Origin of the sequence: Halomonas sp. AOP7-B1-5 (assembly GCF_052353045.1) — a bacterium.
GTDB lineage: Bacteria > Pseudomonadota > Gammaproteobacteria > Pseudomonadales > Halomonadaceae > Vreelandella > Vreelandella colorata.
The window spans coordinates 23,710-41,447 of record NZ_JBQTDC010000019.1 but is presented as its reverse complement, the minus strand read 5'-3'; the positions used below and the strand labels follow the sequence as shown (position 1 = coordinate 41,447).

The following is a 17,738-nucleotide window of genomic DNA, read 5'->3' as shown; positions in this document are numbered from 1 at the left end:
AATGTCGGTGATTAGTTGCCGCGCACTGCGGTGAGATCCGGTAGCCACGTCACAATGCCGGGGAAGGCAATCAAGATAACCAGTACCACCAGTAGGGCAACGTAGTAGGGCAGCATGGCTTTCACCAATTGCTCCATGGAAACCTTGCCAACCCCACAGCCAACGTAAAGGCACGTGCCCACCGGCGGGGTTAAAAGACCAATACCCAGAATGAATGCCATGAGTACGCCGAAGTAGACCGGATCAACGCCTACCGAGGTGACGATAGGGGTCAGCATCGGCGCCATGATTACCATGGCGGGGGTTAAATCCATCACGAACCCCACGAGCAGCAGCAAGCCCGCAACGATCAATAGCAGCAGGAAAGGATCCTGGGTGATTGCCTGAACCTGGGTAACCAGCGTTTGCGGCACCATATTGATAGTCAGAAACCAAGCGATGACGGTGGCAAAGGCCAGCAGAAGTAACACCATCCCGGTCAAGCGGGCGGTGCGAATCAACATGCCCCACAGCTCGCGAATGTGGAATTCGCGGTAGATCACCAGCGAGATAAACAGCGAGTAGAGCAGCGCAGCAACGGCGGCCTCAGTGGCGGTAAATACGCCTCCGATAATCCCGCCGATGACGATCACCGGCAGCACCAGGGCAAGCCACGCTGCCTTGAACGCTTGCCACAGCACGTCGAAACGGAACTTGCGGGTCTGCCCGGCATGGCCGATGGTGGCCATGATGAAGGTCGTGGCCATTAGCCCAAAGCCAATTAATATCCCCGGCACGATACCGGCGATAAACAGGCGGCTAATCGAGGTTTCAGTCACAATGCCGAATAAAATAAGAGGTATAGAGGGCGGAATAATAATGCCGATGACCGAGGAGACAGTATTGATCGCTGTGGCTTGCGGAGCGGTGTAGCCCTGCTTGGTCATGGAAGGGATCATCATCGCGCCGGTCGCGGCCGTATCGGCCACGGCAGAACCACTAATACCGCCAAAGAACATTGATCCAGTAATCGCGACCTGGCCCAACCCCCCGCGTACAAAACCGACCAAAGCCCCGGCAAGCTCCATTAAGCGGCGGGCGATGCCGCCGTTGCTCATTACTTCGCCTACCAAAATAAAGAACGGTATGGCCAACAGGGGAAAGCTGTTTACCCCACGGATTGACTGCTCAATCATGATGGACAGAGGTATATCCGAAAGTAGCGCCATCACCACGGCCGCAACGCCTAAGCCAAAGGCAATGGGTAAGCCCAGGGCCAGCGAGGCGAACAGAATGCCTAGAAAAATCCATAGCATGGTCTAACGTTCTCCATCAGCAGTGGGCATGACGTTCGGCGAGCGTATCTGCAAAATGCTTTGCCAGGCGCGCCAGATAGCTACGGCGGCAATAAAGGCAGCGCAAAGGACCAGCGAAACATTGACGATATTCCATGGCACGCCAAGAATCGCGGTACGCCCGGAGGCACGCGACATCACCAGAAACCCGCCCCAGACGATGACCCCCATCAACGCGGTGATCACCAGATGCTGAAACAGATACAGCGCATGGGCGGCGCGCGGTTTTAACCTGCGCACTAAAATATCCACCGCAATATGCTCGTAGCGGGCAAAGGCCGCCGCGGCGCCCAGGAAAATCAGCCAGATAAACAGCATACGTGCCAGCTCATCGGCCCAGGGCAGCGAGTGATTCAATACGGCGCGGCCCAACACGTTGGCAGACACCGAGACAATGAGCGCTACCAGCAGAGCCGCAATCGCGTGCTCCATCGCCAGTGTCAACCAACGAAACAGCGCAGGACCGCGGCGCTGCCCGGTATCGATCTCCAGCGGCTCGCGCTGGGGGTCGTCGAAGAAGGCAGCGGTATCCGGAATGGGAGTATCAGGTGTGTCCATGAGCTCTCCGAAAAGACAGGTAACAACCATGCAAGAGGCGTTTGCCTCTTGCATGGTCTAATCGTGGAAAATGCGCACGAGAGCAATCCGAAGTATCAGCGGATACCTATTGGGCTGCTGTCGATCCGGCGAGCCGCTGGAACTCTGCCACTAAGTCTTCACCAATACGCGGTGCCCACTCGTCATAAACGGGCTGTACGGCTTCCTGGAAAGCGGCTATCTGCTCGTCATTAAGACGGGTAATTTGCATACCACGCTCTTCAAGCTGGTCGCGTGCCCAATCATCGTATTCAGACGAGAGTTGGATTTCATAATCGGCGGCCTGCAGAGCGGCCTCCTGGACCAGCTCCTGATATTCAGGATCGAGGCGGTCCCAGGTGCGCTGGGAGATCATCTTGATAAAGGGGGTATAAACGTGGCGTGTTTCGGAGCCGTAATCCTGCACTTCATAGAAATTGGACGTCAGGATGGTGCTCCAGGGATTTTCCTGGCCATCGACAACGCCCTGCTCCATGGCTGAAAACAGCTCACCGAAGGCCATCGGTGTCGGGTTGGCGCCGAGTGCCTGCCAGATAGCCAGGTGAACGGGGTTTTCCATGGTGCGTACGGAAAGACCGCGAACGTCCATACCAGCTACATCCTCCGGCGATGAAACTTCGCGTGCGCTATTGGAAAGCTGACGGAAGCCGTTTTCAGCAAAGGCCAGCGCCTTGATGCCAGTGCCATCAAACGCGTCGAGCATCTCTTGAGCGGCGTCGCTACGCATGGCCTCGATAGCGGCTTCACGAGTAGGGAGCAGGAACGGTAGATCGAAAACTGATAGCTCTTCAACGTAGCCGGTAGCGGGGGAGGACGATGGGTAGGTCATGTCCAGCGTGCCGGTCTGGAGCATTTCCATCATCTGCACGTCATCACCAAGCTGGCTGTTGGGGAAGATGTTGACGCTGATTCTTCCTTCGCTGCGCTGGTCGAGAATATCCGCAAAATATTGGCTGGAGATGTACTGAGGCGAGCTTTCAGCCAGGCCAAGCCCCATGCGTAGGGTCACGCTGCCGTGATCGCCTACGACGCCGCCTTCGATCTCGGGCGGGTCAGAAAGATCGGGTGTTTGTGCGTAAGCCATACCTGAGCTAAGCAGCGTAGCACCGGTCATTAACAGGGTGCGCTTCCAAAGATAATGCATCGTTATCACTCTCCTGGCGTACTGCAGACCGCTTCGCTAAGAGCATCTTGCAAGCGAGCTGCAACGTGGTTGTTGTTATGTTTGTGCGGCACTTCTCTAATGAGGTAAGCGCCGCAGCCCTGCACTGAATGTCTAACGTTTTGAGCATATGTTCAACATATACTTTTGTATGTATCGACGATTCGGCAGAGAACGCGTACCGTCATGGCAACCCTCTCCTTATGTTTAAAGGAGATTATTTAATTGAGAATGTTAGTAGGGCTGTTGGGTGGCTTAGGCACGCCTACTGACGTTTATCTTTACTTTAGGCGTGGAGTGTAGCTATGGCCAACCCTCATCGAATAACCCCTGAGCAGCTGCGTTCACGCTACTGGTTCGATAACCCTGACCATCCCGGCACCACGGCGCTGTGCGTTGAGCGTTATCTCAATTACGGCATTACCTTGGATGAGTTGACCAGCGGTAAACCGATTATTGGCATCTGCCAGTCGGGGTCTGATTTAACCCCGTGCAACCGTCACCATATTGACCTGGTTAAGCGGGTTAAGGATGGCATCCGCGCGGCGGGTGGCGTGCCGTTTGAATTTCCCATGCATCCTATTCATGAAAATGTACGTCGGCCTACCGCGGCGCTGGATCGCAACCTCGCTTACCTGGGTCTGGTGGAAGTGCTCCATGGCTATCCGTTGGACGGCGTGGTGCTAACCACGGGCTGTGATAAAACTACCCCTGCTGCATTGATGGCCGCGGCAACGGTGAATATCCCCGCCATTGTGCTGTCCGGTGGGCCGATGCTCAACGGTTGGCGGGGCGCCGAGCGGGTCGGCTCGGGGACAATTATCTGGGAGCTACGCAAGCGCCTGGCGGCAGGGGATATCGATTATGCAGAATTCCTTTCCCGCGCCAGCGACTCAGCGCCCTCCATTGGCCACTGCAATACCATGGGCACGGCGTCCACCATGAATTCCATGGCTGAGGTGTTGGGCATGAGCCTGCCGGGCTCGGCGGTCATCCCCGCGCCCTATAAAGAGCGCGCGATGGTGGCCTATGGCACTGGCGTGCGCATTGTCGATATGGTCTGGGAAGACCTGCGCCCGCTGGATATTCTGACCCGCGAAGCATTTGAGAACGCCATCGTGGCCTGCTCGGCGATGGGTGGATCCTCCAATGCGCCGGTACATATCAACGCCATTGCCCGCCACGCGGGTGTTGAGCTGAATAACGACGACTGGCAGCGCCTGGGTCATGAAATTCCGCTGCTGGCCAACGTGATGCCCGCTGGCGCTTTTCTGTGTGAAGAGTTTCACCGCGCGGGCGGCGTACCCGCGATCCTCCATGAACTTCAGGGGGCCGGCAAGCTGCACGGCGATGCGCTGACGGTGAATGGCCGCTCTCTGGGCGATAATCTGCAGGGCCGGGAAACCCAGGATACTAACGTGATCTGTCACTACGACGACCCGTTGGTGGCGCATGCGGGGTTTCTCAATCTCAAGGGCAATCTGTTCGACTCCGCACTGATGAAAACCAGCGTTATTTCAAGGGATTTCCGTGAGCGCTTTTTGAATGACCCAAGCGATCCTGAGGCGTTTGAAGGCAAAGTGGTGGTGTTTGATGGCTCGGAAGATTACCACTCGCGTATCGATGACCCGACGCTGGATATCGACGCCCGCACCATTTTAGTGATGCGTGGCGCTGGCCCGGTGGGCCATCCCGGCGGCGCGGAAGTGGTCAATATGCAGCCTCCCGAGGCGCTGATCAAACAGGGCATTGAGTCGCTGCCGTGCCTGGGCGATGGACGTCAGTCGGGCACATCGGGCTCACCGTCGATTTTGAACGCGTCTCCGGAAGCGGCAACGGGGGGCGGGCTGGCGCTGCTTGAAAGCGGTGATCGGCTACGGGTTGATCTCAAACGTGGCGAGGTTCAGCTGCTGATTGACGCGGGTGAGCTGGAGGCCCGCCGCGAGCGTTTGACTCAGCAGGGCGGCTACCGTTACCCGGGTCACCAGACCCCTTGGCAGGAGATTCAGCGCAGCATGGTCGAGCCGCTGGATCGCGGCATGACCTTGGCATCTGCGCCCAAGTATCGTGATGTGGCCCGCCAGCATCCGCCCAGAGACAATCACTAGCATGAGCCGCTTTAGCGCCCTGTCGCATCGCCAGCAGGGGCTGCTGTTGACCGGTGGCGGCGCGATGATCATGGCGCCGGATGCCTTGCTGATCAAGGTAGCCGACCTGCCCGATGCCGAGATACTCATGTGGCGTGGCTTTCTCTCCGCGCTGGGTTTTTTGCTAATCGCCCTGGCGCGTTATGGCCGCGGTACGTTGGCGGCCTATCGTCGCTGTGGTTGGACCGGTATCGCCGTGGCGCTACTGTTCAGCCTGACAACCTGCGGTTTTGTGCTTGGCAATCAGTACACCAAAGCAGGCAACGTGTTGATGATATTGGCCAGCGCGCCGCTGATCGCCGCGGTGCTCTCCTGGTTCATTCTCAAGGAGCGCTTGCCCCGACGTACTTGGCTTGCGATCTGTTTGTGCATGGCGGGTGTTGCCATGATTGCGCTAGATGACTCAGGCGCAGGCTCTTGGGTTGGCAACGCTTTCGCCTTGGTAACGGCGACGACCCTGGCGATTAACTTTACCCTCTGCCGTACGCGGCCGGGTGTGGATATGAGCCCCATGCTGGTATTCAACGGCCTTATCGTGGGAAGCGCGGCAGGGCTTTTCTGGTTGGCGGGGAGCGAGCCGTCCTTACCCGCCACGAACCAGCTTGCCGTGGTGGTGTTGCTTTGCCTGTTCATTGTGCCTTGCGGTGTCACGCTGTTACAGCGCGGTCCGTTGTATCTGCCTTCCGCTGAAGTCGGCTTGCTGCTGTTGCTGGAAGTCGTAGTGGGCACGCTGTTGGCCTGGTGGATTCTGGCTGAACAGCCTGCACCTGTCGCCATGGTGGGCGGCGCCCTGGTGCTTGGCACGCTAAGCGCTAAAGGTCTTTATGAAAGGCGGTTGGAGCTTAGGCATCGCGCCGGGCTTGAAGCTATAGCCGTCGCTGAAACAACGCCACCCGTCACCGTAGACCGATCAAGTACGTTATGATTGGCTGGAATTGAAATAGGGTCTTATCGCAGTGACATCATCTCTCAGTAAGCCGTTGGCTCGTCCCAGTATCGCTGAATACCTTGCCGAGGAAATCTTCGGCGGGCGGTATCGCCCTGGCGATTTTGTGCCACGTGAGCTGGATCTATGCGAACGCTTTGCGCTTAACCGTTCGGCGGTGCGTAGCGATCTGCGCCAACTGGTGGAGGCGGGCATTATCGAGCGTATCTCAGGCCACGGCTCCAAGGTGCGTGAGTACTCAGAGTGGCATATTCTCGATGTGCAGGTGACCGACTGGCTGACCCGCTATGCAGCGCCCAATCCCGATATTCAGCGCGAAATCCTCGCATTTCGCCTGGATGTTGAGCCCTATGTGGCGATGACTGCCGCCAAGCGCGCCAAGGCACGAGATTTAGTGGCCATCGAAGAGGCCTTTGAAGGGCTGGGCCAGAACCTGCGCAACGCGACTTGCCAAGAAGAGCGGCGTTTACACAGCGAGTGTGATATTGCCTTCCACGAGGCGATCTTCAAGGCGACCCACAATATCGTCTGGGCGCAGCTGTCGCATATCCTGCGGCCCTCGATCTACCTGCTGGTCTCGATGTCGAATGAAAGTGCCTCTGATCCGGAAGAGAGCCTGGAACGTCATCGCCAGCTGATGGAGAGCATTCGGCTGCGCCGTCCCCGCGAGGCGTTTCTGGCAGCTCAGGCGGTATTGGCGGGCACGGCAGAAGCGCTAGGGCTTGAGCATAGCGTCAGCTCATTAGGGCGCAGCGTTGAGCTACCCCACACTGCTTTCTGAATTCATTTTTCGTTAAGCTCTTACATTAAAACAAAGGCAAGTATATGTCTGACTTCAACCTCGGTTTAGTGGGTGTGGGCAAAATCGTTCACGACCAGCACCTCCCGGCGATAGCCACCATCCCGCATTGCCAACTTGTTGCCACGGCAGACCCTTACGCTGCGTTACCGGATGTCCCCGCCTATCAAGACCTGGGCGCGATGCTTGACGCCCACCCTGAAGTCACCGCCGTCGCGATTTGTACGCCGACGCACCTGCGTTACTCTCAGGCGCGTCTGGCGTTGCTGCGTGGCAAGCACGTGCTGCTAGAAAAGCCGCCCGGGGCCACGCTCAGTGAAGTGGAAAGCTTGATTTCACTGGCTACCGAGCAGGGCGTTAGCCTGTTTGCCGCCTGGCACTCACGCTTTGCCCCCGGTGTTGCAAAAGCCAAGCAGTGGCTGTCAGCGCGCCAGATTCATCGCGTTGAGATCGAATGGAAAGAAGACGTACGGGTATGGCACCCAGGCCAGGCATGGATATGGCAGCCGGGCGGGATGGGGGTGTTTGATCCAGGTATCAACGCACTTTCAATCGTCACCAGCATTCTTCCCCAGGCGTTTTTCCTGCGCCAGGCACAGTTATGGATACCGACTAATTGCCAGACGCCGATTGCCGCTGAACTGGCTTTTACCGATCCAGGTGGCGCCGTGATTGAGGCGACCTTTGATTTTCGCCAAACCGGCCCACAAACTTGGGATATTCACATCAATGCGGATAACGGTCGTTTGAGCCTGACCCAGGGCGGACGGCGCCTGCTGATTAACGACGAGCTGATAGTGGATGAGGAGGAACGCGAGTATGCAGGCCTTTATAACCACTTTGTTGAGCTTGTCGCCAGCGGGCGTAGTGACGTGGATGTGGCGCCACTACGCCAAGTGGCTGACGCGTTTTTATATGGCCACCGCGAGGCTACCGACGCGTTTGTGGAGTGAACGCTGCCAAATCGCGGTGGAAAGTTAAGCCGCGATAGTGAGGTAGCCTATCTCAGTGCTTGTTGCCGTCTGAGGCCATACCATTACGCTGCATACAGCTGTCGTAAGCTTGGGGAACAAAGCTCTCTTCCCCCACGTCATTTCGAGCCCGCGTTAGAAGCTCGCACAGAGGGGGAAGCATATTGGATGTTAGCCGGTAATCGCTTAATGTTTCAGACAGGTAGCGCATGTCCTTTTCTGCATTCACAAGACTGAATTGCAGTTTTGTACACTCTTTTTGCAGCACCCACTCCATAACCGGAGCCAGCATGGCGCTGTTAGCGCCGCCCTGAGAACAGATTTCCAGCAGCTTATCCTGCGGAACATCCATTCCGGCAGCCATGGTCGCGGCTTCGCTAACCAGTGCCGCCGCACCCAGCGACAGAAAGTTATTAATCAGCTTCAGCTTATGCGCTGACCCGACGGCACCCACATGAAAGATATTCTCGGCGAAGCTTTCGATGACCGGCGTAATGCGCGTAACCGTTGAGGCATCGCCCCCCAGCATGACGTTGAGCCGCCCCTCGCGGGCTTCGCGCGGCGTGCGAGCTAACGGTGCATCAACCAGTGTGACTCCCTGCTCCGCGACGTTTTCAGCAAGGCGCTCGGTCGATTCAGGATGGGCGGTAGAGCAGTCGACTATAATCAGCCCTTCATGAGCGCCGGCCATTAAGCCATCGGCCCCGGTGACAATCTCGCTAACCTGTTCGGAGGTTTTGACACAGATAAACACAATATCGCTGGTTTTGGCCATCTCGGCGGCGCTAGCGACTTCAACTGCACCCTCAGCAGAGAGCACTTCTAACGGCGCACGATTGCGATTAGCCATAACGCTTAGTGGATAGCCGTTACGCACTATATTGCGGGCCATTTCCTTGCCCATTAAGCCGAGCCCGATGAATCCGATACGTTCCTGTTTCATGATGACCTCCGGTCAGTTATTTGATGACATCCTAGATAACGTTCACTTGTCTGAACCTGAACCTGAACCTGAACTTAAGCAGAAAGCAGTTATTTGCGTGCCTGAGGGAAAGCAATGCCTAAACGCTCTGACCAACCGTGAAGCGCCTCGGGAACGCCCTCAGGAAGCGGAACGCCTTGTTGTGAGTAGCGCTTGTGAAGGTCAAGTCCACGCTCTCCAGGAATGCGTACCTGAGGGCTGCCTTCGGCAACGGGGTTGTTACGGCACGCATCGGCCAGCGCGCCGGTTTCACGCTTGAACGCTTCAAGTCCACCAAAAGCTTCCGGGTCCAGCACCTGAACCATGACTGATGCACCCCACTGCGAAGGCGCCTGGACGCGCCCAAACCCAGCCAGGCCAGACGTCAAGGCTTCCACCATAAGCCCGAGTGCGTAGCCCTTGTGGCCGTGGTCTAGCCCGCCGATGGGCATAATGCTGCCTTTGGGTTCCTCGAAAAGTACCTCAGGACGATCGGTCGCCTGGCCCTGGTTGTCTTTAAGCCACGGGTAAGGCAAGCGGCTATTTTGCTTATTAAGCCGCCCCACCATGCCATTGGTGGTAATGGATGTGCTGACATCCAAAAGCACAGGCCCTGAATCAGTCGGATAGCCCACGGCGATAGGATTGGGCGTATGGGTCGCCTCTAATCCGCCATAGGGGGCAACGGATTTAGTTGCAGGGTCGGATGATTCGATCACCACCACAAGGTCTTGATCGGTGGCACGCTTTAGGTAGGCAGCCAAGCAGGCAATATGATTCGAGCGGCGAATCACCACCGTGCCGGTACCGCAGGAACGCGCCATGGCCTCAGCGGCTTCCATGGCTTTGAGGATCAGCCACGGCCCGGGCAGGTAACGACCATCCCAGGTCTGTACGGCGGCACGTTCGGAAATAAGGTCATACTCGCCGGTGACCGGCATGCGACCTGACTGAATTTCCTCAAGATAAGGCGCAAGGAGTTGCAGCCCGTGAGTGGTATGCCCCATCAGGTCGCCTTCAACAAGTATCTCAGCAACGGCATTGGCTTTATCATCATCAAGCCCTGCGGCTACAAGTAAGGCAGTGCTGAATCGCGTTATTTCCTGGACATCGTAATGTTGGCTCATTGTGTTTATTTTCCCGGCGTTATGGGTGGGCGAACGATTATTGATTGTGGCGTCTTAGCTGGCGTATCAGGGCGCTATGGTCAAGGTCACCCTCTCCCTGGGTGATAAGCGCTTCATAAAGCCCGTTGACCAACGAGGATACGGGTAGCTTAAGCTGCAATTCTTGGGCTAAGGCCATGGCGGTCTGGGTGTCTTTCAATTGCCATTTCGCTGGTCCGCCGGGGGTGAAATCCTCCTTGATCATGCGCTGGCCGTGGATACGCAGAATGGTCGAGTCGGCAAAGCCGCCTTCCAGCGCATTCAGCATCTGCGCAGGGTCAGCTCCCCCTTGCTCTGCCAGTAATATGGCTTCGGCCACGGTAGCAATGCTGTTGGCCACGATCATCTGATTGGCAAGCTTGACCAGCTCACCGCTACCCGCTGGACCAACATGTACCGGCCTGCCGAGCGACAAGAGGATAGGCTCAACAGCTTTAAAGCTTGCGGAGTCCCCGCCCGCCATGATGGCCAGGGTGCCATCAATTGCGCCCTGCTCACCGCCGGATACCGGCGCGTCCAAATAGTGGATCTGATACGTTGCGGCCTCTTCAGCTTGGTGGCGTGCCGTCTCGACCGGGATGGAGCTCATGACGATCAGGGTGGCGCCGGGCTGCATGGCGTTGAGCAGGCCGCCTGCACCTAACAGCAGTTCATCGCATACCGGCCCTGAGCTGAGCATAACGATCACAACGTCGCTTTCGGTGACTGCCTGTTCAGGCTTTTCCACTGTCTCGACACCCAACCTTTCCAGGCTGTCGGCCTTGCTTTTTGTTCGGTTCCAGGCACGCACCTGGTGGCCTGCTTTGGCCAAGCGCCCGGCCATAGGGGCACCCATAATGCCTGTGCCAATAAAGCCGATAGACCGTGAAGTTGTCATTATTAGTTCCTCTATCGTTTTGGGCCGTCAAGGCTTTCCGTATACTCAGCTGCCGATGCCAGCTGAGTTATTAGCGTAAATAAAGCGGTATGTCGATATCCCCCGACTCTCGAAAATTGATCAGCCGGCCAAGCACCTTGGACTCCGAGTGTTCTAGGTGGCTCGCCAGTGCCTTACTCGCTTGCAAAGGTTGCTGCTGACGCACTTTTTCGAATATCCACAAGTGCTCGTCGAAGAAGGGGTCCTGGTCGGGGAGCTTGAGTACCCGGCCGAGCAGGTGCTTGCTGACCAGCAAAATAGGATGCGTACGCCGTAGCATGTTCATGACCTCTTGGTTATCACCTAGGCTCACCGCACTATGGTGAAGGTCATTCTCCAACTCATCCAGCAGCTCGCTCTCTATGTCGGGGTAGCTTTGGGCTGCATGCTCGAGCTTGGCGATATAGCCATCAATCGTGCTTTCAGGTATATGCGCAGCGGCACGTTCGATCATGTAGGGCTCAAGCTGGCGGCGCGCTTCATAAAGGTTGTGCAGTCGCTGATCATCCAGCGGTACCACGCCCCAGCTATTATATTTCGTCTTCTCGACCAAGCCGATTGACTGCAGGTAGAGAAGAATCTGGTGGGTGACCGTTCGGCTGACATTCAGTGACTTGGAGAGCTGGAGTTCATTGAGTTCAAAAGCTCCCTTGATCGAGCATAGAACGACATCGTGTTCCACGCTGTCGATATGCGCCCGCCAGGACACGGTGCGATCAACCTTGGGCGCGTAGCCTAACTGCTTAAAATCACGCTCGCTAAGTGAGCGCCGCACTATCTCGCTCGTCGATGCGCCGACGAGATAGCCGCGTCCCTCGAAGCGGCAAATATACCGCTCCTTATGCAGTTGGCTCAGCGTTTGCCGCACAGGTGATCGGCTAATGTCAAAAAGAGTTGCAATGTTGCCCTCAAGAAGCACTAGCCCAGGTTCGAGTCGCTTTTCAACGATACTTTGCTTGAGCGCTGTATACAGTTGGTCGCGCAGCGTTCTTGTCATGGATAACCATTTATCATAGTCAGTCAATTGCTCTCGTTAATGATCAGGTGACGGCGCCTACCAGCCAGGGGACGAACTCGTTGTTACCGTAACCAAGCGACTCGCTGGCACTCATGTCGCCCGAGGCAATGGTGATGATACGCTCGAAAATTTGCTCGCCAACGCTTTCCACGCTGTCGGTGCCATCAACGATCACGCCACAGTTTATATCCATGTCTTCGTGCATTTTCTCATACATGGCGGTATTGGTTGCCATCTTGAGACAAGGTGCGGGCTTGAAACCCGATACCGAGCCCCGTCCTGTGGTAAAGCAGACCACGTTGGATCCCGAGGCTATTTGGCCTGTCACGGAAATGGGATCGTACCCGGGGCTGTCCATGAAGTTGAACCCGCGAGTTGAAATCTTTTCTGCGTATAGCAGGACATCGTTGAGGCTCGATGTGCCGCCCTTGGCAACCGCCCCCAACGATTTTTCAAGAATTGTGGATAGCCCGCCGGCCTTGTTGCCCGGGGAGGGATTGTTGTTCAACTCGGCACCGTTTATCTCAGTATAATGTTTCCACCAACTGATACGGTCGAGCAGTTTTTGCGCAACGTTCTCGTTGATTGCTCGGTCAATCAGCAGGTTTTCAGCCCCATAAATTTCCGGAGTTTCGGCGAGTATGACGCTACCCCCGTGTTGCACGATCAAGTCCGCCGCATGGCCAAGCGCCGGGTTCGCGGTAATGCCCGAATAACCATCTGACCCCCCGCACTGAAGAGCAACAGTCAGGTGCTCGATAGACGCGGGTGTGCGCTCTTGTTGACCGTGCTGCGCGGCCATCTCCAGAATGTGACCGCAAGCTGTCTTGATGCTGCTACGGGTCCCTCCGGCATCCTGAATGTTGAAGTAGGCCAGACGAGAGGCATCCTCCAGCCCTTTTCTCTTGACCAGTGTCTTGACCTGGTTGGTTTCACAGCCAAGTCCAATGATCAGGACAAACGCGAAGTTGGGGTGCTGGGCATAGCCTGCAATGACTCGTTCGAGAAAGTCGAAACCTTCCGAGTCGGTATTCATGGCACAACCGGAGCCATGAGTAATGGCTACAACGCCATCGAATCCCATTTTATCCAGCTCGCCGGACTGGTTTAGTTCATCCGCTGCGGCTTTGGCAACGGTGGCGGAGCAGTTGACGGTGGAAAGAATGCCGATGTAGTTACGTGTGCCTACGCCACCGTCTGAGCGCCGAAAGCCCTGAAACGTTCGGGCGTGACTGGCCGTATCTGTTCTCGGGTGCGCCTTGAAATCGTCCAGCGACGAATCGAGCTCGATCATGGTGAGGTTGTGGGTATGCACATGCTCGCCGGGCTCTATATTCCGTGCGGCGAGCCCTATCAACTGGCCATATTTGAAGACGGCCTCGCCCTTATGGATACGGGTGAGCGCAACTTTATGGCCCGCATCGATATTTTCCTGGGCGAGTGTGCCGTTCTTATCGATCGGAATGCCTTTAGGTACGGCTTTTGAGGCAACGCCTACGTTGTCCCGCGAATTGAGATGAATAATAACGGATGGAGAGTTGATGAGATTCATCGTTTACCTCGAGCTGTTTTTTTAAGGCTTTCAATGCACGGGGTAGGCGCAAGCTAAAAGCAATCATTACGGATGCACTTTAACAAGCAGGCAGTGCACGTCGATTAGACTATCGTCCTATATAATGGTCATTGAATGCAATGTTCATTTGTTTTAGATTGCTTCCATGCACTGAGCACGTAACAACCAAGCAAGTCGATTTATCCATATCAAAGCTTGCTAATTTTTTAATAAAAACGGAGTGATCTATGCCTTCATTATCCAAAAATATGTGTTTTCCAGGAATGGCCCTGTGCGTTGTCGGGGTGCTGGGGGGAGTGTCTACAGTTAACGCGGCCACCACCTTGCGGCTAGCCCATACCTTCAACCCGGGGGAGGCGAGCTACGAGTTGTTCGCAAAACTGCCTGAGCTGGTCGAAGAGCGTACTGGCGGTGAGATAAGTATTCAGGTCTTTCCAAGCGAGCAGTTAGGGTCTGAAGTACAGCTGCTTCAGCAGGCGAGCAACGGGTCGGTGGACATTGTCGTGCCCGGTTATTCAGGCGCCAGCACGCTGGTGCCCGCCCTCGAAATATCGAACGCGCCGTTCATGTTTCAAAGCTGGGACGAGGCGCGCCATGTTCTGGAAGGGGACGCCTACCAGCCGATTTTTGAAGAGCTGGATGAGCAATACGGTCTGCAGCCGCTGGCTAAATCCTGGTACTGGGGATGGCGCAACTTTACCTTCAAGGGAGCCGACGTACAGTCCCTTGACGATATGACAGGCTTGAAAATCCGCGTGCCTGAATCTCCTGCTTGGGTCGAAATGATCAACGCCTTCGGCGCATCGGCAACCCCCATTCCGTTTAGTGAGGTTTATCTAGCGCTTCAGCAGGGCACTGTCGATGGCCAGGAAAACCCTATTCCTACTATCTACGCACGCAAGTTCTTCGAGGTTCAAGACCAGCTTGTCATGAGCCGTCACATGCTTCAAAGCCAAGTGGTTCTGATCAACAGCAATCGCTTCAACTCGCTTGATAGTGATCAGCAAGAGGCGCTTAAAAACGTCATGGCCGAGCTGGCCGATGAAAACTACGCCATCCAGAGCGAGCGTGAAGAGGAAATGCTTCAGAGCATGAAGGATTCCGGCCTAATCGACGTGGTGGAAGATATCGACCGTGCGCCTTTCGAGCAAGCCGCACAAAGTGCCTACGACAATTTAACAAGCCGTTGGGGCGAAGAGCATTTGCAGCGCGTATTGGATGCGATTGACAGCTACCGCCAGCAGGACTGATTCCTTACAGCCCTGTCGTAAGAAGACAGGGCTGAAAACTCTAAAGGCATTCCTATGAAATCAGTGTTACTGCGTCTTGATTCCCAGCTTCTAACAGTGGAAAAGTGGGTTGCTGGATCGCTACTGGGTGCGATGGCCTTATTACTCGTGGCAGGGGTGTTCTTTCGTTATGTGCTGGGAACGCCTTTTGTCTGGAGTGAAAGCGTCTCGAGGCTCTTGATCGTGTGGCTTACGTTCATCGGGAGCAGCATCGCGTTTGCCGAGAAGAAGCATATTACCGTTGACTCCATTATCTACTTCCTTCCGGAGATAGCTAGGCCATTGATTAGAGTGTGCATCTTTGCTCTGGTGGCGGTAACGCTTGGCTACATGACCTATCTAGGCTACCTCTATTGCCTGAGTGTCTCTCGTAATACGTCTCCCATGCTGGGTATTTCACTCGCCTATTTTTCGATCGCTATGCCGATCACCTTTTTTATTGGGCTTTTACACATATTCGTCAACGTCTTTCTCAAGCGTGACTTTCTGGTCTTCGAGTCAGCGTTGGATGAAATATAGGTTCTCACTATGCTAGCCGCGATCGTTCTACTTCTATTTGTGCTGATTTTATTGGGAATGCCGATTGCTGTCGCCATGATGGGGGCGTCGATTGTTGCGATCCTTGCACTAGACATTCCCATGAATGTTCTGGCTCAGCGCGTTTCCTCGGGTGTCGAGTCGTTTCCCTTACTGGCCATTCCGCTATTCATGCTGGCGGGGGGCATCATGAATAAAAGCGGCATCAGCGAGCGGCTTTTCGGTTTTTGTCGATCATTGGTCGGTCATTTGCGAGGAGGTCTCGCCCACGTGAACGTCTTGTCGAGCGTGCTGATGGCGGGTATATCCGGCTCCTCGCTTGCCGATTGTGCGGCCACGACTCGTGTAATGGTACCGCAAATGGAAAAACATGGTTACGACCGTGGGTTTTCAGTCGCGCTCACCACGTCTTCCGCTACGCTTTCACCGATCATTCCGCCGTCGATCTTGATGGTGGTCTACGGGTGGCAGGCTAATATCTCGATCGGCGATCTGTTTCTTGCGGGTATCCTTCCTGGGCTGTTGATAGCTTTTTGCCTGACGCTTCTGATTACGCTGATCAGTATTATCAAGCAGTACCCCAAGGATGAACGCTTCAACAAGCAAAGGCTCTATTCCAGCGCCAAGACCGCCGCCTGGGCCTTGTTGATGCCTATCATTATTATCGTGGGATTCAGACTTGGCGTGTTTACCGTCACCGAGGTGGCCGCTATCGCCGTTGCGTACTCATTCTTAGTGGGCAAGTACGTATACAAGTCTCTAGGCTGGCGTGACATGGGTGAGCTGTTAGTTTCAACAGCGCGAGAGGCGGCATCCATTCTGATCATTATCGCCGCTTCGGCGCCTTTGGCATGGTCATTGAGTATTTTGCAGGCTCCTCAGGAGGTTGTTGGCTGGATCACAGGGCTTACAGACAACCCTTGGGCTGTGCTTCTTCTATTGAATGTCGCGCTTTTGGCGATTGGAATGTTCATGGAGACCATCGCGATCATTATCGTTTTAGTACCCATTCTGATTCCTTTGCTGAATTCCCTGGATATCAATCTGGTCCATTTCGGCATCATCATGCTCTTCAATCTTCTTATCGGCCAGATTACCCCGCCGCTGGGCGTGCTGATGTTTGTCAGCTGCAATATCGCCAAGTTGGGAACCATGCAGTTTCTGCGATCGTCGGCACCTTTCTTTCTTACCTTGTTAATCGCCTTGCTGCTGGTGACTTACGTGCCCTGGCTATCGCTTGCGCTAATTCGTTGAGGTTCATATGCAAAATAATATCTATGTTGTTCAGATTCGCTCCGAAAATGGCGCTGTCATTGCCGCCCAGGTAAAAGGAGAAACGCTGCACCCGCTTTCGGCATCGCTTTATGACCTGGCACTTCTGGCGGCCAACGAAGGTCGCTCGTTGAGTGATGTGGTGGAGGCATCCGTCATGGGCGAGACGCTTGATTACAACGAAATGATCGAAGCTGGCCGGTTGCTGTCCCCTATTATGCACCCGGACCCCGCCCACTTGCTGCTTACCGGTACTGGGCTGACGCACCTGGGCAGCGCAGCGCCACGCCACAAGATGCACGGTAAAGAGAGCGAGAAGAGTAGTAGCGAGGAAACCATCACTGACACTCAACGCATCTTCGATTGGGGGGTGGAGGGTGGCAAACCGGCGGGAGGAGGCCCTGGCGTACAGCCCGAATGGTTCTATAAAGGAACAGGCCATACGCTTCGCGCGCCGTACCAGGATATTCAGATGCCCGCTTTTGCGCTTGATGGTGGTGAAGAAGCCGAGCTGGCGGGCGTGTATATCGTCAATGCACAAGGCCAGGTATTTCGGATCGGCTATGCGTTGAGCAACGAGTTTTCCGATCATGTCACGGAAAAACAGAATTACCTTTATCTGGCCCACTCGAAGCTGCGCGATGCCAGCATCGGCCCCGAGATCGTCATCGGTGAGCTGCCCGAGGAAGTACGCGGTAATGTTTCGATTCATCGTAACGGCTCCGTCGTATGGCAGCACGAGTTCGCAAGTGGCGAACAGCATATGTGCCACTCGATCGAAAACCTCGAGCATCACCACTTTAAATACGCAACGTTTCGCGTTCCCGGGCAACTCCACGTGCATTTCTTCGGCGCTGCGATACTAAGCTTCGCCGACGCGGTGAAGCTTCAGGACGGTGACGAAATGCGCATTGAGTGCGATCTGATGACAAAGCCATTGATCAACCGCATCAAAGTGATGCCGGACGAGAGCGTTGGTGTAACGGCCTTGTAAGAGGTAAACGGCACGGCTGAATAACGAAGTACGATCATCTTGATTAACAATGGTAG

General features: G+C 55.4%; 16 protein-coding genes. 8 read left to right on the top strand and 8 right to left on the bottom strand.

Going from position 1 to position 17,738, the window contains the following annotated elements; all coding sequences use genetic code 11:
- Window positions 1-11 precede the first annotated feature (11 nt).
- The 3 genes from ACT3XD_RS10965 to ACT3XD_RS10955 all read right to left on the bottom strand — a co-directional run bounded on the left by ACT3XD_RS10965 (window position 12) and on the right by ACT3XD_RS10955 (window position 3,075).
- Window positions 12-1,295 (bottom strand): TRAP transporter large permease, encoded by a 1,284-nt coding sequence (locus tag ACT3XD_RS10965; RefSeq protein WP_444280586.1) that lies wholly within the window; start codon window positions 1,293-1,295, stop codon window positions 12-14.
- 3 nt (window positions 1,296-1,298) lie between these two features.
- Entirely contained in the window at window positions 1,299-1,892 is a 594-nt protein-coding gene (locus tag ACT3XD_RS10960) for a TRAP transporter small permease (RefSeq protein WP_444280585.1), read from the bottom strand.
- A 106-nt stretch (window positions 1,893-1,998) separates the two neighbouring features.
- Window positions 1,999-3,075 carry a TRAP transporter substrate-binding protein gene (locus ACT3XD_RS10955; protein WP_444280584.1) on the bottom strand — a complete coding sequence of 359 codons (1,077 nt, stop codon included), beginning with the start codon at window positions 3,073-3,075 and terminating at the stop codon, window positions 1,999-2,001.
- 323 nt (window positions 3,076-3,398) lie between these two features.
- Between ACT3XD_RS10955 and ACT3XD_RS10950 the strand changes: the two genes are divergently transcribed.
- From ACT3XD_RS10950 to ACT3XD_RS10935, 4 genes are read left to right on the top strand one after another with little or no spacing between them, the layout of a single operon-like run.
- The gene (locus ACT3XD_RS10950; protein WP_444280583.1) at window positions 3,399-5,201 is read left to right on the top strand and encodes an IlvD/Edd family dehydratase; all 1,803 of its coding nucleotides are present in this window, start codon (window positions 3,399-3,401) and stop codon (window positions 5,199-5,201) included.
- Between the two features lies 1 nt (window position 5,202).
- Complete coding sequence (locus tag ACT3XD_RS10945) at window positions 5,203-6,165, top strand: DMT family transporter (RefSeq protein WP_444280582.1); 963 nt, start codon at window positions 5,203-5,205, stop codon at window positions 6,163-6,165.
- A 31-nt stretch (window positions 6,166-6,196) separates the two neighbouring features.
- A complete protein-coding gene (locus tag ACT3XD_RS10940; RefSeq protein WP_444280581.1) occupies window positions 6,197-6,967 on the top strand; it encodes a FadR/GntR family transcriptional regulator in 771 nt (256 codons plus the stop codon).
- A 44-nt stretch (window positions 6,968-7,011) separates the two neighbouring features.
- Window positions 7,012-7,938, top strand: a complete 927-nt coding sequence (locus tag ACT3XD_RS10935; RefSeq protein WP_444280580.1) for a Gfo/Idh/MocA family protein — start codon at window positions 7,012-7,014, stop codon at window positions 7,936-7,938.
- Window positions 7,939-7,990: 52 nt separating this feature from the next.
- On the opposite strand, the gene ACT3XD_RS10930 is transcribed toward ACT3XD_RS10935, so the two are convergent.
- From ACT3XD_RS10930 to ACT3XD_RS10910, 5 genes are all read right to left on the bottom strand, one after another.
- On the bottom strand, window positions 7,991-8,899 hold the full coding sequence (locus ACT3XD_RS10930; RefSeq protein WP_444280579.1) for an NAD(P)-dependent oxidoreductase: 909 nt from the start codon (window positions 8,897-8,899) through the stop codon (window positions 7,991-7,993).
- Between the two features lie 89 nt (window positions 8,900-8,988).
- Window positions 8,989-10,044 carry an Ldh family oxidoreductase gene (locus ACT3XD_RS10925; RefSeq protein ID WP_444280578.1) on the bottom strand — a complete coding sequence of 352 codons (1,056 nt, stop codon included), beginning with the start codon at window positions 10,042-10,044 and terminating at the stop codon, window positions 8,989-8,991.
- 37 nt (window positions 10,045-10,081) lie between these two features.
- Window positions 10,082-10,960 (bottom strand): NAD(P)-dependent oxidoreductase, encoded by an 879-nt coding sequence (locus tag ACT3XD_RS10920; protein WP_444280577.1) that lies wholly within the window; start codon window positions 10,958-10,960, stop codon window positions 10,082-10,084.
- A gap of 70 nt (window positions 10,961-11,030) precedes the next feature.
- Entirely contained in the window at window positions 11,031-12,023 is a 993-nt protein-coding gene (locus ACT3XD_RS10915) for a GntR family transcriptional regulator (RefSeq protein WP_444280576.1), read from the bottom strand.
- 16 nt (window positions 12,024-12,039) lie between these two features.
- Window positions 12,040-13,569 carry a UxaA family hydrolase gene (locus ACT3XD_RS10910; protein WP_444280575.1) on the bottom strand — a complete coding sequence of 510 codons (1,530 nt, stop codon included), beginning with the start codon at window positions 13,567-13,569 and terminating at the stop codon, window positions 12,040-12,042.
- Between the two features lie 248 nt (window positions 13,570-13,817).
- Between ACT3XD_RS10910 and ACT3XD_RS10905 the strand changes: the two genes are divergently transcribed.
- Genes ACT3XD_RS10905 through araD1 form a run of 4 tightly spaced genes read left to right on the top strand, consistent with a single transcriptional unit; the run spans window position 13,818 to window position 17,682 of the window.
- Window positions 13,818-14,840, top strand: a complete 1,023-nt coding sequence (locus ACT3XD_RS10905) for a TRAP transporter substrate-binding protein (RefSeq protein ID WP_444280574.1) — start codon at window positions 13,818-13,820, stop codon at window positions 14,838-14,840.
- Between the two features lie 54 nt (window positions 14,841-14,894).
- Complete coding sequence (locus ACT3XD_RS10900; protein ID WP_444280573.1) at window positions 14,895-15,398, top strand: TRAP transporter small permease; 504 nt, start codon at window positions 14,895-14,897, stop codon at window positions 15,396-15,398.
- Between the two features lie 9 nt (window positions 15,399-15,407).
- A complete protein-coding gene (locus tag ACT3XD_RS10895; protein ID WP_444280572.1) occupies window positions 15,408-16,670 on the top strand; it encodes a TRAP transporter large permease in 1,263 nt (420 codons plus the stop codon).
- 7 nt (window positions 16,671-16,677) lie between these two features.
- Window positions 16,678-17,682: an AraD1 family protein gene (gene araD1, locus ACT3XD_RS10890; RefSeq protein WP_444280571.1), complete on the top strand. Its 1,005-nt coding sequence runs from the start codon at window positions 16,678-16,680 to the stop codon at window positions 17,680-17,682.
- Window positions 17,683-17,738: the final 56 nt, after the last annotated feature.